The 12,877-nt window shown below is 64.8% G+C and carries 16 protein-coding genes and 2 pseudogenes; 9 read left to right on the top strand and 9 right to left on the bottom strand.

What is annotated here, in order from left to right; genetic code table 11:
• Positions 1–59 precede the first annotated feature (59 nt).
• A complete protein-coding gene (locus ACFQT0_RS13185; protein ID WP_380203367.1) occupies positions 60–392 on the top strand; it encodes a hypothetical protein in 333 nt (110 codons plus the stop codon).
• Positions 393–422: 30 nt separating this feature from the next.
• Here ACFQT0_RS13185 and ACFQT0_RS13180 read toward each other — a convergent pair whose 3' ends face one another.
• Positions 423–668, bottom strand: coding sequence for a hypothetical protein (locus ACFQT0_RS13180; protein ID WP_380203365.1), 246 nt, complete (start codon positions 666–668; stop codon positions 423–425).
• A gap of 54 nt (positions 669–722) precedes the next feature.
• Between ACFQT0_RS13180 and ACFQT0_RS13175 the strand changes: the two are divergent.
• Positions 723–2,071, top strand: a pseudogene (locus ACFQT0_RS13175) (YfcC family protein).
• A 288-nt stretch (positions 2,072–2,359) separates the two neighbouring features.
• Here the strand turns inward: ACFQT0_RS13175 and ACFQT0_RS13170 are convergent.
• From ACFQT0_RS13170 to ACFQT0_RS13160, 3 genes are all read right to left on the bottom strand, one after another.
• Positions 2,360–2,767, bottom strand: a complete 408-nt coding sequence (locus ACFQT0_RS13170; RefSeq protein ID WP_380203363.1) for a DUF6960 family protein — start codon at positions 2,765–2,767, stop codon at positions 2,360–2,362.
• A gap of 150 nt (positions 2,768–2,917) precedes the next feature.
• Entirely contained in the window at positions 2,918–3,214 is a 297-nt protein-coding gene (locus ACFQT0_RS13165) for a hypothetical protein (protein ID WP_380203361.1), read from the bottom strand.
• On the bottom strand, positions 3,144–3,362 hold the full coding sequence (locus ACFQT0_RS13160; protein ID WP_380203359.1) for a hypothetical protein: 219 nt from the start codon (positions 3,360–3,362) through the stop codon (positions 3,144–3,146). The genes ACFQT0_RS13165 and ACFQT0_RS13160 overlap by 71 nt, the downstream gene beginning before the upstream one ends.
• Before the next feature lie 443 nt (positions 3,363–3,805).
• Between ACFQT0_RS13160 and ACFQT0_RS13155 the strand changes: the two genes are divergently transcribed.
• The 6 genes from ACFQT0_RS13155 (at position 3,806) to ACFQT0_RS13130 (ending at position 6,684) form a co-directional block, all read left to right on the top strand.
• Positions 3,806–4,348 carry a GlgB N-terminal domain-containing protein gene (locus tag ACFQT0_RS13155; protein WP_380203357.1) on the top strand — a complete coding sequence of 181 codons (543 nt, stop codon included), beginning with the start codon at positions 3,806–3,808 and terminating at the stop codon, positions 4,346–4,348.
• Entirely contained in the window at positions 4,345–4,536 is a 192-nt protein-coding gene (locus tag ACFQT0_RS13150) for a hypothetical protein (RefSeq protein ID WP_380203355.1), read from the top strand. Before ACFQT0_RS13155 ends, ACFQT0_RS13150 begins: the two co-directional genes overlap by 4 nt.
• A complete protein-coding gene (locus tag ACFQT0_RS13145) occupies positions 4,490–4,951 on the top strand; it encodes an alpha-amylase family glycosyl hydrolase (RefSeq protein WP_380203353.1) in 462 nt (153 codons plus the stop codon). Before ACFQT0_RS13150 ends, ACFQT0_RS13145 begins: the two co-directional genes overlap by 47 nt.
• Positions 4,948–5,304, top strand: a complete 357-nt coding sequence (locus tag ACFQT0_RS13140; RefSeq protein ID WP_380203351.1) for a hypothetical protein — start codon at positions 4,948–4,950, stop codon at positions 5,302–5,304. The genes ACFQT0_RS13145 and ACFQT0_RS13140 overlap by 4 nt, the downstream gene beginning before the upstream one ends.
• Positions 5,283–5,675, top strand: a complete 393-nt coding sequence (locus tag ACFQT0_RS13135; protein ID WP_380203349.1) for an alpha amylase C-terminal domain-containing protein — start codon at positions 5,283–5,285, stop codon at positions 5,673–5,675. The genes ACFQT0_RS13140 and ACFQT0_RS13135 overlap by 22 nt, the downstream gene beginning before the upstream one ends.
• Before the next feature lie 118 nt (positions 5,676–5,793).
• The gene (locus tag ACFQT0_RS13130) at positions 5,794–6,684 is read left to right on the top strand and encodes a YitT family protein (RefSeq protein ID WP_380203347.1); all 891 of its coding nucleotides are present in this window, start codon (positions 5,794–5,796) and stop codon (positions 6,682–6,684) included.
• 10 nt (positions 6,685–6,694) lie between these two features.
• Here the strand turns inward: ACFQT0_RS13130 and ACFQT0_RS13125 are convergent.
• From ACFQT0_RS13125 to ACFQT0_RS13105, 5 genes and pseudogenes are all read right to left on the bottom strand, one after another.
• Positions 6,695–8,088: pseudogene (locus tag ACFQT0_RS13125) on the bottom strand (cation-translocating P-type ATPase); the annotation flags it as partial.
• Positions 7,998–9,311 carry a cation-translocating P-type ATPase gene (locus tag ACFQT0_RS13120; protein WP_380203345.1) on the bottom strand — a complete coding sequence of 438 codons (1,314 nt, stop codon included), beginning with the start codon at positions 9,309–9,311 and terminating at the stop codon, positions 7,998–8,000. The pseudogene ACFQT0_RS13125 and the gene ACFQT0_RS13120, both read right to left, overlap by 91 nt.
• A gap of 186 nt (positions 9,312–9,497) precedes the next feature.
• On the bottom strand, positions 9,498–10,148 hold the full coding sequence (locus ACFQT0_RS13115) for an NADPH-dependent F420 reductase (protein WP_380203343.1): 651 nt from the start codon (positions 10,146–10,148) through the stop codon (positions 9,498–9,500).
• Positions 10,149–10,209: 61 nt separating this feature from the next.
• Positions 10,210–10,446 (bottom strand): hypothetical protein, encoded by a 237-nt coding sequence (locus ACFQT0_RS13110; protein WP_380203341.1) that lies wholly within the window; start codon positions 10,444–10,446, stop codon positions 10,210–10,212.
• The gene (locus ACFQT0_RS13105; RefSeq protein ID WP_380203339.1) at positions 10,415–10,840 is read right to left on the bottom strand and encodes a nitroreductase family protein; all 426 of its coding nucleotides are present in this window, start codon (positions 10,838–10,840) and stop codon (positions 10,415–10,417) included. Before ACFQT0_RS13105 ends, ACFQT0_RS13110 begins: the two co-directional genes overlap by 32 nt.
• A gap of 180 nt (positions 10,841–11,020) precedes the next feature.
• Here ACFQT0_RS13105 and ACFQT0_RS13100 point away from each other — a divergent pair, with 180 nt between their 5' ends.
• Positions 11,021–12,856: a glycosyltransferase gene (locus ACFQT0_RS13100; protein WP_380203337.1), complete on the top strand. Its 1,836-nt coding sequence runs from the start codon at positions 11,021–11,023 to the stop codon at positions 12,854–12,856.
• Positions 12,857–12,877: the final 21 nt, after the last annotated feature.

Genomic DNA, 12,877 nt, shown 5'->3' with positions numbered 1-12,877 from the left:
CTCCTATTTTTACCGCCCCACTTTATCCCTTTTGCCTCTCGACCCACTCCTACTCTTCCATGATTATTTTCGGAACCAAAGGTGCTCACGTGCGCACCGAGCCCTTGCCCGCCGTCACCTGCCCTACCTGCACCGTCCCCGAAACCCTGCAGCTAAGCGTATTCAGCCGGTACGCGCACGTGTATTGGATTCCGCTGTTCCCCATCGGCAAGCCCGCCGTGGCCCAATGCACGCATTGCCTGAGCGCCTGGGAGCAGCAGAACATGCCGCTGGAAGTACGCGGCGCGGCCCAGGAGCTCAAAGAGGGCGTTTCGGCGCCCATTTGGCATTGGGCCGGCTTGGCGATTATTGGGCTGTTCGTGGCGTGGAGCGCCGTGGTCGGCGCGCTTTAAGGCGGCAGCAGCCCGGGGCGGCGCAAGGACCTATAAGTTGGTCGGGAGCTGCACCAGGCGAAGGTAGTCGCCGAGCCCGGCCGGCTTCTGAAACACGTGGATGAAGAGGATTTGCTCCTCGCCGCGGCTCCGCCAGATTTCCGCGTAAAAGCCTTCCACGGCGTACAGCGTCAGGTCGAAGCTGTCTTCCTGGCGCTCGGCCAGGCGGTGGCCGTGCCGGGCGAGGTGCTCGGCTTGGCGGCGCTGGTGCAAGGCTTTGAAGTCGGCAATGGTCATGGGGGCGCAACGGTGGTTTTGCAAAGTTCGTGCGTAGCCGCCCTACTTTGTGCCATGAACACCTTTCGCTTTCCTCACCCGCTGGTGCTACTGGTGGGTTTTATTATACTGGCCGCGGCGTTGAGCTACGTGCTGCCGGCCGGCCGCTTCGACCGCCAGAAAGACCCCGCCACCGGGCGCGACGTGGTGGTGGCCGGTTCCTACCACCGCGTGCCCGCCACGCCCGTGGGCCCGCTCGAGATGGTGGTAGACATTCCCAAAGGCCTGGCCGATGCGGCCGCCGTGGTGTTCCTCATTTTCCTGGCCGGCGGCGCTTTCACAGTCGTGGACCAGACCGGTGCCCTGCGCCACGGCGTCGACTGGCTGCTCGTCAAAGCCCACGGCCGCGAGGTGGTCGTGATTCCGCTGGTGTGCCTGCTGTTTGCCACCATGGGCGCCCTGGAAAACATGGGTGAGGAAATCATCCCGCTGGTGCCCGTGCTGCTGGTGCTCATGCGGCGGCTGGGCTTTCCCACGCTCACGGCCGTGGCGGCCAGCGCAGGGGCGGCCTTTGTGGGCGCCTCGTTCAGCCCAATCAATCCGTTTCAGGTGGGCATCGCGCAGAAGCTGGCTCAACTGCCGCTGCTCTCGGGCGGGGCTGGCGCCTGGCGTTTCTGGCCGTGGCCGTCACGGTCTGGATAGTGGGCACCGTGCGCTATGCGACCCGCCACCGCATCGCGCCCGAAATCACGACCGCCGACGTGGCTGCCGACCAGCGTGGCGCCGGCCGCCACGGCCTGGTGCTGCTGTTGCTGCTGGTCACGTTCGCCGTGTTTGCCTACGGCGTGCTGAAGTTGGGCTGGGATTTTGAGCAGATGTCGGCGCTCTTTTTCGTGCTGGGCGTGAGCGCCGGGCTGCTGGGCGGGCTGGGCGCCACCGGCACCGCCGAGGGCTTCGTGCAGGGCTTCCGCGACATTGCCTTTTCGGCCATGCTCATTGGTTTTGCGCGGGCCATTTTCGTGGTGCTCGAGCAGGGCAGCATCGTCGATACGATTGTCAACGGCCTGGCCACGCCGCTGGCGCATTTGCCCGTCACGTTTGCTGCGCTGGGAATGATGGCCGTGCAAACGGCCCTGCACGTGCCCGTGCCCAGCGGCAGCGGCCAGGCCACGCTCACCATGCCGCTGCTCACACCGCTCTCGGACCTCATTGGTTTGTCGCGCCAGGTTATGGTGCTGGCGTTTCAGTACGGCGCCGGCCTCTGCGAGCTCATCACCCCCACCAACGGCACCCTCATGGCCATGCTCGCGGCCTGTGGCGTGCGCTTCGACCAGTGGCTGAAGTTTGTGTGGCCCCTATACGCGCTGCTCATTTTGCTGGGCATCGCCAGCGTAGTCGGCGGCATTGCCGTTGGGCTGAAATAGCGCTTGACCTCAGTGAGCAGTGAGCAGAAGAACGTCATGCTGAGCTTGTCAAACCGAAGGTCGGCGTAGCCAAGCATCTCGCCCGCGCCGTCTGTCATGCTGAGCGGAGCGAAGCATCTTCTCACGGTTCAACAATTCGTGCTGGCCTGATAAGATGCTCCGCTCAGCATGACAGACGATTGGGTTCGTGCTGCACGCGAGATGCTTGGCTACGCCGACCTTCGGTTCGACAAGCTCAGCATGACACACTTTCATTCCTCATTCCTCATTCCTAATTAAGCGCAGCGTCTAGTCGGCGCGGAGCTCGGCGGCCGTGAACACGCGCGGCAGCTTGCGCTTGCGCTCCACTATCTGAAAGGAAGCCGTGTCGGTGGCTTCGTCCCAGAACACGTCGGACACCTGCCCGAAGTGGCGGTACTGGCCCGGGGCGGGCGTCACTTCCTCCACCGAATCGCCGAAGCTGAACTTGGGCCGGTGGTAAATCTCTTTGAAGAGCTCTGGCCGCACCAGAAACTGCTGCTCGTCGTAGCGAATCGTGACCCACTCGCCTTCTTCGTCTTCGCTGATTTTCTCAAATAGTTTGCCCACGGGCTCCAGCAGCTCAAACGAGCGGCGGTTGGCGGGGTGGATATACCGGAAGCCGTATTCGGGCGACCAGCCATAAAGACCAAAAATGACGGGTTTGGGACGGCGCATCTAACAAAAGGGGTAATGAACAATGGGCAAAGAACACGCAAGCCGCCCAATTTGCTCATGGCGTTCCAAAATTATCGCACTGGTCGCCGCGGCAGTGGCTGCCGTTATTGCCCACAAGTATCTTTAGCTCAATTCTTTATGAGGCGTCCTTCATTGCCTGCCGGGCGTGTGCCAGCAGCCGGTCGCGGTGGGCGGGGCCGTCGTGCAGCCTATCGAAGGCAATGCGATGCTCCTGCCCGTCGAGGCGCCGGATGAGCACCCCGTGGGCCCGGCCGGCTCCACGGCCGCCACGTCGGCCCAGCGCACGTGGTGCGCGCTACCGAGCTGCCCCGTGCGCACAGCAAACCCATCGCCGTGCAGGTGCAGGTACAAGCGGCTAGCGAGCTGCCGCATGCGCAAGGACAGCACCACGTACATGCACGCCACGGCGGCGTAGAGCCACGGCAACACGTGCAGGCGGTGCGGGGCCCCGGCCAGGCTCGGCCACGTGGTGGCGGTGCCAGATGTGGTAGCTCTCCAGGGCCAGTATGGCCGCCGCGGCCAGCTCCAGCCACGCCACCTGCTCCTGATGAAACGGGTTGTGCCGCAGGTGCACCAGGCTCGCGCACCATCAGGGCGAGATAGGCGGCGCCCGCCGCCAGCTCCAGGCCGGCCATGAAGGTGAAGGGCTCGGCTCCCGAAAGAATGGGCGCTACCCCGCTCACCAGCACCAGGGCCGGCCCAAAATGCCCGAGGGCTTTGGCAAGCTGCCGCCGCGGGTGCCGGCGGTTAAAAAGCGTGGTGCGGTCCTGAGCTTCAGGCGTAGGGGTCTCGGCTTTCATGCCCGAAAGTCGGCAAAAAAGCGGAGCACGGCCCGCGCGGGCGCCCCGCCCGCAGCCGGGTCATGGTTGGGCTCAGCCGAGCACCTCCACGGCCTTCCACCTGAAGCAGTTAGGCGCCAGATAGCCAAAAAACAGCGAGTCTCGTATTGTTGAGCTACGTGCTGTCCAGCATCGGCCGCATTTTCGGCACTCCGGGCAGCGCGGATTTCTCTTTGTCATGCCTGCCCCTTCCACCCCCATCCGCGCCACCGCGGCCCCCAAAGTCTCCCTCAAGAAAAAAGTTACCTCGCTTCCTTCGGCCCCGCAGCCGGGCATGGGCGCCGTGCCCCACGCGGCCGGCACCACGTTCCGGGTGTGGGCCCCGCACGCCGATGCCGTCTCCGTCGTAGGCACGTTTAATGACTGGAAGCCCACCAAACACCCGTTGCAACACGAGGCCGACGGCTACTGGGCCGTCGACGTGCCCGACGCCCGGCCCGGCGACGAGTACAAATACCACATCAGGCACAACGGCAACGCGTTTGACCGCAACGACCCCTACGCCCGGCAGGTAACCAACTCTGCCGGCTCCTCGGTGGTGCACGACCCGCACTTTGACTGGGGCGACGACAATTTCCAGATGCCGCCCTGGAACGAGCCTGGTGATTTACGAGCTGCACGTGGGCACCTTCAACGCCCCCCATGCCGACCGCGTGGGCACCTTTCTGGGCGTGGCCGAGAAGCTGCCGTACCTGCGCGATTTGGGCATCAACTGCATTGAGCCTGCTGCCGGCCACCGAGTTTCCGGGCAGCCGCTCGTGGGGCTATAATCCGGCCAACCCGTTTGCCCTGGAAAGCGACTACGGCGGGCCGGTGGCCTTCAAGGAAATGGTGAAGAAGGCCCACGAGCCTGGGCATCGCGGTGGTGCTCGACGTGGTGTACAACCACTTCGGGCCCGGCGACCTTGACCTCTGGCAGTTCGACGGCTGGAGCATAAACGACGGCGGCGGCATCTACTTCTACAACGACTGGCGCGCCGAAACCCCCTGGGGCCACAACCGCCCCGACTACGGCCGCCCCGAGGTGCGCCAGTACATCCGCGACAATGCCCTGATGTGGCTGCACGACTACCGCGTGGATGGCCTGCGCATGGACGCCATTGCCTTCGTGCGCAACGTGCACGGCGAGGAAGACCCCGGCGCCGACCTGCCCGACGGCTGGAGCCTGATGCGCTGGATAAACGAGGAAATCGACCAGACCATGCCCTGGAAAATCACCATCGCCGAGGACATGCGCAGCAATTCGCGCATCACCGACAGCGTGGCCACCGGCGGCCAGGGCTTCAACTCGCAGTGGGACAACTCCTTCGTGTACCCGTGGTGAAAGCCCTGACCGCCCACGAAGACGCCGACCGCGACATGCTGGCCGTGGCCCAGGCCCTCACCCAGACTTACAACGACGACGCCTTCCGCCGCGTCATCTACACCGAAAGCCACGACGAGGTGGCCAACGGCAAAAGCCGCGTGCCCGAGGAAATCATGCCCGGCGACGCCGCCCACTGGTTTCCCAAAAGCGCGCGACGCTGGGCGCGGCCCTGGTGCTCACGGCCCCGGGCATTCCCATGCTGTTTCAGGGCCAGGAGTTTCTGGCCGATGGGGCGTTTGTCGATACCGAGCCCCTGCAATGGGAGCACGTGGCCGCCCGCCCCGGCCTGGTGCACCTCTACCGCGACCTGATTGCGCTGCGCCGCAACGCCGGCGGCCACACCCGAGGCCTGAGCGGGCAGCACACCCGCGTGTTTCACGTGAACAACGACGCCAAGCTGGTGGCCTTTGCCCGTTGGGCCAATGACGGCGGCCCCGGCGATACCACCGTGGTGCTGGCCAATTTCGCCAACCAAACCCACGCGGCCTACACCATTGGCCTGCCCGGCCCCGGCCACTGGCACGTGCGCCTCAACAGCGACTGGCGGGGCTACGACGGCGAATTCTCCGACCACGGAAGCTTAGGCATCGAAGCCCACGAGGGCGAGTACGACGGCTACGGCTGGCACGGCAGCATTGGCATCGCGCCGTACGCCGTGCTTATTTTGTCGCAGGAAGACTAGTTCCCAGGCGCCCCGCGTCCGTGCTCAGGCATGGGCGGGGCAGTTTCCCTGATGGGCCGCAACACTTTCTGCCTCGGTCCGAAAGCCCGGGCTTTCCCCAATTCTGCCCTCCCGCACTATGACTACGGCTACTCGCGCCTCCAACATCAACGACCCAAACTCCGAGCTGCAAAACGCGGCTTTCATCATTGCCGGGGTCGTTTCAGCGGCCTTTGGGCTGAAGGCGTTTCTACTGTCCAGCCATTTTATCGACGGCGGCGTCACGGGTGTTTCGATGCTGCTCGCGGCAGCGCTAAAGCTGCCGTTGGCTGTTCTCATTCTGGTGATTAACCTGCCCTTCGTGGCGTTGGGTTACCGCCAGATGGGGCGCCGCTTTGCCCTGCGCAGCGCCATTGGCATCGGTGGGCTGGCCCTGGTATTGGCCCTGGTGCCGTTTCCCGACGTCACGCCCGACCCGCTGCTGACGGCCGTGTTCGGGGGCGTCTTCATCGGGGCCGGCATTGGGCTGGCCATGCGGGGCGGCGCCGTGCTCGACGGCACCGAAATCGCGGCCCTGCTCGTGAGCCGCCACCTGGTGCTGCTCAAGGTCAGCGACATCATCCTGATTCTGAACCTGGTCATCTTCTCGGCGGCGGTGTTCATCCTGGGCACCGAGTCGGCCCTGTATTCCATGATTACCTACTTTGCCGCCGCCCGCGTGATGGAGTTTGTGCTCAACGGCATCGAGCAGTACACGGGCGTCACCATCGTGTCGGAGCACAGCGAGGCCATTCGCCTGGCCATCACCACCGGGCTGGGCCGGGGCGTGACGCTGTACCAGGGCAAATCCGGGTACGGCAAGCGCGGCGACCAGCTCGCCCTGCGCGACATCGTCTTCACCGTGGTCACGCGCCTCGAGCTGCCGCGCCTGCGGGCCGAAGTGCAGCGCATCGACCCGCAGGCCTTCATCATTCAATACGGCATCGACGATGCCCAGGGCGGTATCATTAAGAAGCGGCCGCTGCACTAGCCCCATTCCGCTACTTCGTAAAGCCCTTCACGACCAGCTTCCGGGCTTCGTCCAGGAGCAGAATGGCGGAAGCCACGGCGGCGGCGCGGCCCCAATCGGGCGCACTCAGGGCCGTGGTTTGAAAGATGGCCTGGGCCGGGGGCCAATGGACCACCAGCACCTGCAAGCCCACCACCAGGCCCAGGGCCACCCACAGCTTGCCATTGCTGAAGAAATGCTGGTTGAAAGCCGAATGGTGCTCGGCGCGGGCATTGAACACATTGAAGAACTGAAATAGCACGAACGTGGTGAAAGCCAGGGTCAGGGCGTAGGCCTGGCCGCGCTCCAGCGCGTAGTGCAGCAGCCCCAGGGTGCCCACGGCCATAACGATGCCGTAGAGCAGCAGCCGGGTGAAGCGAGGCAGGGATAAAATACGCTCATCGGCCCGGCGCGGGGCTCCTGCATAATGCCCGCCCGGGCCGGCTCCAGGCCCAGGGTCATGGCTGGGGGGCCGTCCATGATGATGTTAACCCACAGGAGCTGAACGGCCGTGAATGGGGTGGGCAGGCCCAGCAGTTGCGCGCCGAGCATGGTGGCGATGGCCCCCATATTGGTGGAAAGCTGGAAGCGGACAAACTTAATGATGTTGTCGTAGATGGTGCGGCCCTCCTGCACCGCGCCCACGATGGTGGCAAAATTATCGTCGGTGAGCACCATCGTGGCCGCCTCCCGGGTCACGGCCGCGCCGGTGATGCCCATGGCCACGCCGATGTCGGCATTCTTCAGGGCCGGCGCGTCGTTCACGCCGTCGCCGGTCATGGCCACCACGTGGCCCCGCGCCTTGAGGGCCTGCACAATCTTGACCTTGTGCTCGGGGGCCACGCGCGCAAACACCGCCGTTGCTTCGATGTGCCGGGCTAGCTCGGCCACGTCGATTTGGTCGAGCTCGGCTCCGGTCAGCACGGCCCCTTCCAGGCCCAGCGCGCGGGCAATGGCAGCGGCCGTGAGGCGGTGGTCGCCGGTAATCATCTTGACCTGAATGCCGGCCTGCTGGCATAGCCGAATGGCCTCGCGGGCTTCGGGCCGGGGCGGGTCGATGATGCCCACCAGCCCAATGAGCACCAGTTCATGAGCCCAGGCCATCAGGTCGGCAGCGGGGTTGAATTCGACGGCTGGAATGACGCGTCCGGCCACGGCCAGCACGCGCAGCGCCTGGCCGGCAAAGGCCCCGTTTGCCGCCTCAAAAACGGCCCGGGCGGGCTCGTCGAGCGGCGCTTCGCCCGCGGCGCTCAGCCAGCGGGTGGCCCGTGCCAGCAGCGCATCGGGGGCCCCCTTCACGAGCATGCGCACCTGCTCGCCTTCCCGATGAAAAGTAGCCATGAACTTGTGCGCCGAATCGAACGGGATTTCGGCCGTGCGGGGGCTGCGCGCCGAGGCCGCGGCTGGTTCGAGGCCCCCTTTGGCGGCGAGTGCCAGTAAGGCCCCTCGGTAGGGTCGCCAAGGAGCTGCCCCTCATGAATGCGGGAATCGGAACACAGGGCCGCCGGCAGCAGCAAGGGCCGAAAGTCGGGCAGAGGGCCGCCGGCCTCGCGCTCAATCGTGCCGGTGGCAGCGTAGCCTTCGCCATTCACGTCAAAGTTCTGCCCCTGGTAGAACAGCTTCCGGGCCGTCATCTGATTGAGCGTCAGCGTGCCGGTTTTATCCGAGCAAATAACCGTGGTGGAACCCAGCGTTTCTACGGCCGACAGCTTTTTGACGATGGCCTGGTGCCGGGCCATGCGGTGCATGCCGATGGCCAGTATCACCGTGACCACTGCCGGCAGCCCCTCGGGAATGGCCGCCACCGCCAAGGCAATGGAGGTCAGACTGGTGTGCACCAGCGAGTCGCCCCGCAACAGGCCCAGCACAAAAATCAGGGCCACCACCACCCCGGCGATGCCGGCCAGGCGCTTGCCCAGGGCATTGAGCTGCACCTGCAGCGGCGTGGGGCTTTCGGGCGCGGCCTCCAGCAGGCCGCTGAGGCGGCCCATTTCGGTGCGCATGCCGGTAGCCGTCACGGCCAGCTCCAGGCGGCCGCGGGTGAGCACCGTGTTCATGTAGGCCATGTTGGCCCGCTCGGCCAGCGCCAGCTCGGCGTGGGGCAGGGCGGCGGCCTGTTTGCCCACGGCTTGCGACTCGCCGGTGAGAGAAGCTTCGGCCACTTCGGCGTTGTGCGCAGCCAGCACGCGGCCATCGGCGGGCACCTGGTCGCCGGCGTCCAGCAGCACCACATCGCCTGGCACCGCCTGCTCGGCGTCAATCTCCAGCGTCTGCCCGTTCCGCCGCACGCGGGCGTGCCGGGCCAGCATCTGGCGCAGGGCAGCCAGGGTCGCTTCGGCCCGGTGCTCCTGATAAAAGCCCAGCACAGCGTTGAACAACACCACGACGAGTATCACCAGGGCATCTTGCACGTCGCCAATGACGGCGGCCAGCACCGTGGCCCCGACCAGCACCAGCACCAGTACGTTTTTGAACTGGTCGATAAACTTAAGCCACGCCGAACGGGGCGGCTTCTCGGCCAGCCTGTTGGGGCCGTAGCGGGCCAGCCGCTGTTCGGCCTCGGGTTGGCTCAGGCCGTGGGCAGCGGTAGTGGCCGCTGCTGAACACACTGTTCAACACCAAGGGCATGCCAGGCCGGAGAGTCTGCTTCATTCGACATGGCCAACTACCGCGTCAGGGGTTTATCAAGAGAGAAGGAATGAACGCCGAACACCAACCGGGCACCTGTCCGGGCCCAATGCCAACGCCCGTCCCAAGGCCCCGGCCCAGGCATCCGGGCACCGCCCTAAATACAATCAATTCTTTTTCAGTAGCTTAAAAGCATGGCCCCACTCGTTGGACCGAAAGCCGGGAATGCACCAAAGAATGCACAGCGGCTCGATGGCGCGGGCGGCTTCGGCGCCGCCCATGTCTTCGGGCTCGTGGCCAAAGGCGCGCACTATCCCGGCTACCTCGGCTTTAGCGTCAGCGTCGTTGCCGCAGATGAACATGCTGGGCTGCGTGCCGCCAAAATCCGGCTGCACCATCAGGTGCGCCCCCACGCTGCTAAAAGCTTTCACGAAATGCGCCCCCGGCACAGCCGTCTGGCAGGCTTCCATCAACGACTCGTCGAAGTTGGTGAAGAAGTGAAGCACGCCGTTTTCCGGTGGGGTTTCGGAGATGGGGTTGGTGGCATCAATCACGGTTTTGCCGTCCAGCGTGTTGGCGTCCAGCGTGCGCAGCAGATGCGCGGCCACGTGGCCCTTCACGGCCAGCACCAGCAGCTCGCCAAAAGCGGCCGCCTCAGCCATGGAACCCACCCGGGCGCCGGGCCCGGCGTTGGCTTGCCACTCGGCCAGCTTCTCGGGGTGCCCGGTGCCCAGCATCACGGCGTGGCCCTGCTTCAAGAAACCATCGCCCAGCGTGGTGGCCACCACGCCCGAGCCCAGAATGCCAATATTTTTCATAGCTGAACAGTTTGATTGTTAGCTACTAATATAAAAATAATTGGCTGGCATAGCCAATTATTTACACCGGAGCCACGTCGTAGCGCTCGGAGGCCGGCGTGGGCCAGGCCCCTTCAAACATGAACTCGCCGAGGGGCTTGCGCACGCGGGGCGTCGTTTCTTTTTCGCGCAGCCCATCGGGCAGGATGGCGGGGTCGCCGGGGTAGCCCAGCGTGAACACGGCCACGGGCTCGTAGCCGTCCGGCAGGCTGAAAGCCGCCCGGATTTTATCGGCCGAGAAGCCGGCCATCTGGTGCACCTGCAGGCCCAGGCTCGGTGGCCTGAATGGCCAGCGTGGCGGTAGCCTGGCCCACGTCGTGCCGGGCCCAGGCGTTGGGGTTGTCGTCGTGCGAGAAGTGCAGCTTGGCAATGCTCACGGCCAGCACGGGTGCGCTTTTGGCCCACACCTGGTTGAATTCGCCCATGCTGGCGAGGATTTTTTCGTACGCCTCGGGGCTGCTGGCGCGGGTGCCCACGAGGTAGCGCCAGGGCTGCTCGCCAAAGCACGAGGCGGCCGAAGACGCCGCGGCGAACACCTGCTGCAGCACCTCGGTGGGCGCGGGCTGGCTGGTGTAGGCGCGGGGGCTGCGGCGCTGCGTGAGCACGGGCAGCACCGGGTGTTCGAGAACGAGGACGTTGGTGGTATCGGCCATGAGGGCGGGGTTATTTATATAAAGGAATGCAGGTAACAGGCGCCGCGCCGCGAAGTTTCGGTACCGGGCTAAACGGAATTCCGGGGCGGTCCGCCGAAAAATAGCATTTGCGGTGGCATCAGAACATCAAGCGGCTTACCTTTCGCCGCGTTCTAACCTCCGCCTTTCCACTATTCTTCTATGCAGCCTACGCCCCACGCCCCCGATGTCCTGTTTCCCGATGCTTTGCTGGTGGAGGTAGCCTGGGAAGTTTGCAATCAGGTTGGCGGCATCTACACGGTGATTCGGTCGAAAGTGCCGGCCACCGTGCCAGCCTGGGGCGACCGGTACTGCCTGCTGGGCCCGTACTTCCCCAACCAGGCGCAGGGCGAGTTTGAGCCCCTCGACGACCTGGCCGTGCACACCGCCTCCGACCCTTACACCGCTGCGGTGCGCACCATGCGCGCCCAGGGCTACGACGTGCAAATCGGCACCTGGCTCGTGACCGGGCGGCCCCGCACCGTGCTCATCAACCCGTTTCAGGCCTACGACCGGCTCGGCCAGCTCAAGTCGGACCTGTGGGCGCGCCACGGCATCCCGGCCCCGGACACCGACGACTTGCTGCACCAGGTGATTGCCTTCGGGCACCTCACCACGATTTTCTTTCAGCACGTGGCCGCCCAGGTGGAGGCGCCCCAGCGCCTGTTGGGCCATTTCCACGAGTGGATGACCGGCGTGGCCATCCCGGAGCTGCGCCGCCTGCAGGTGCCGGTGCACCTGCTGTTTACTACCCACGCCACCCTGCTCGGCCGCTACCTGGCCATGAACGACCCCAACTTCTACGACCACCTGATGTGGGTGAACTGGGAAGCCGAGGCGCGCAAGTTCAACATTGAGCCGGCCGTGCGCATGGAGCGCGCCGCCGCCCACGGCAGCCACGTGTTCACTACCGTGAGCGAGCTTACGGTGCGCGAGTGCATCTACCTGCTCGACAGGATTCCGGACGCGGTGCTGCCCAACGGGCTCAACATCGAGCGGTTTGTGGCCCTGCACGAGTTCCAGAACCTGCACCAGCAGTACAAGGCCAAGATTCACGAGTTTGTGATGGCCCACTTCTTCCAGTCGTACTCGTTCGACTTGGATAAGACGCTGTATTTCTTTACCTCGGGCCGCTACGAATACCACAACAAAGGCTTCGATTTGACGCTCGAAGCCCTGGCCCGGCTCAACCACCGCCTGCAGGCCAGCGGCCTCGAAGGCCAGGTAGTGATGTTCTTCATCACCAAGCGGCCCTTCACCAGCATCAACCCGCAGGTGCTCGAGCGCCGCGCCATGCTCGATGAAGTACACGAAACCTGCCGGGCCATCGAGCAGCAGGTGGGCGAGCGGCTGTTTTATGCGGCTGCTTCCAGCCCCGACCACAAGCTGCCCGAACTGGGCTCGATGGTGGACGACTACTGGAAGCTGCGCTACCGCCGCACGCTGCAAAGCTGGAAAACCAACGCCCTGCCCCCCGTCATCACCCACAACCTGGTGAACGACCAGGACGACGACATCCTGGACTTTATGCGGCGGGCCAACCTGCTCAACAACCGCCACGACCGGGTGAAAATGGTGTACCACCCCGATTTTGTGTCGCCGGCCTCGCCCCTGCTGGGCATGGAATACGGCCAGTTTGTGCGCGGCTGCCACCTGGGCGTGTTCCCGTCTTACTACGAGCCGTGGGGCTACACCCCGCTCGAGTGCGTGGCCCGCGGCGTGCCCGCCATCACCTCCGACCTCTCGGGCTTTGGCGACTACGTGCTGCAAACCATCCCGGACCCCGAACAAAAAGGCATTTTCGTGGTGCACCGCCAGGAAAAGTCTTTCGACGAATCGGCCGAAGAACTCACCGACATGATGTGGCAGTTTGTGCAGCACACCCGCCGGGAGCGCATCATGCAGCGCAACGCCGTGGAAAGCTCCGCCGAGCTGTTCGACTGGAAAAACCTGCGCGTGCACTACGACCACGCCTACGCCCTGGCCCTGGAGCGGTAAGGCGGTTGAGCTGTCTTCGGT

Source organism: Hymenobacter humi (assembly GCF_042665855.1).
Classification (GTDB): Bacteria; Bacteroidota; Bacteroidia; order Cytophagales; family Hymenobacteraceae; genus Hymenobacter; species Hymenobacter humi.
This window is presented reverse-complemented; position numbering and strand designations above follow the sequence as displayed.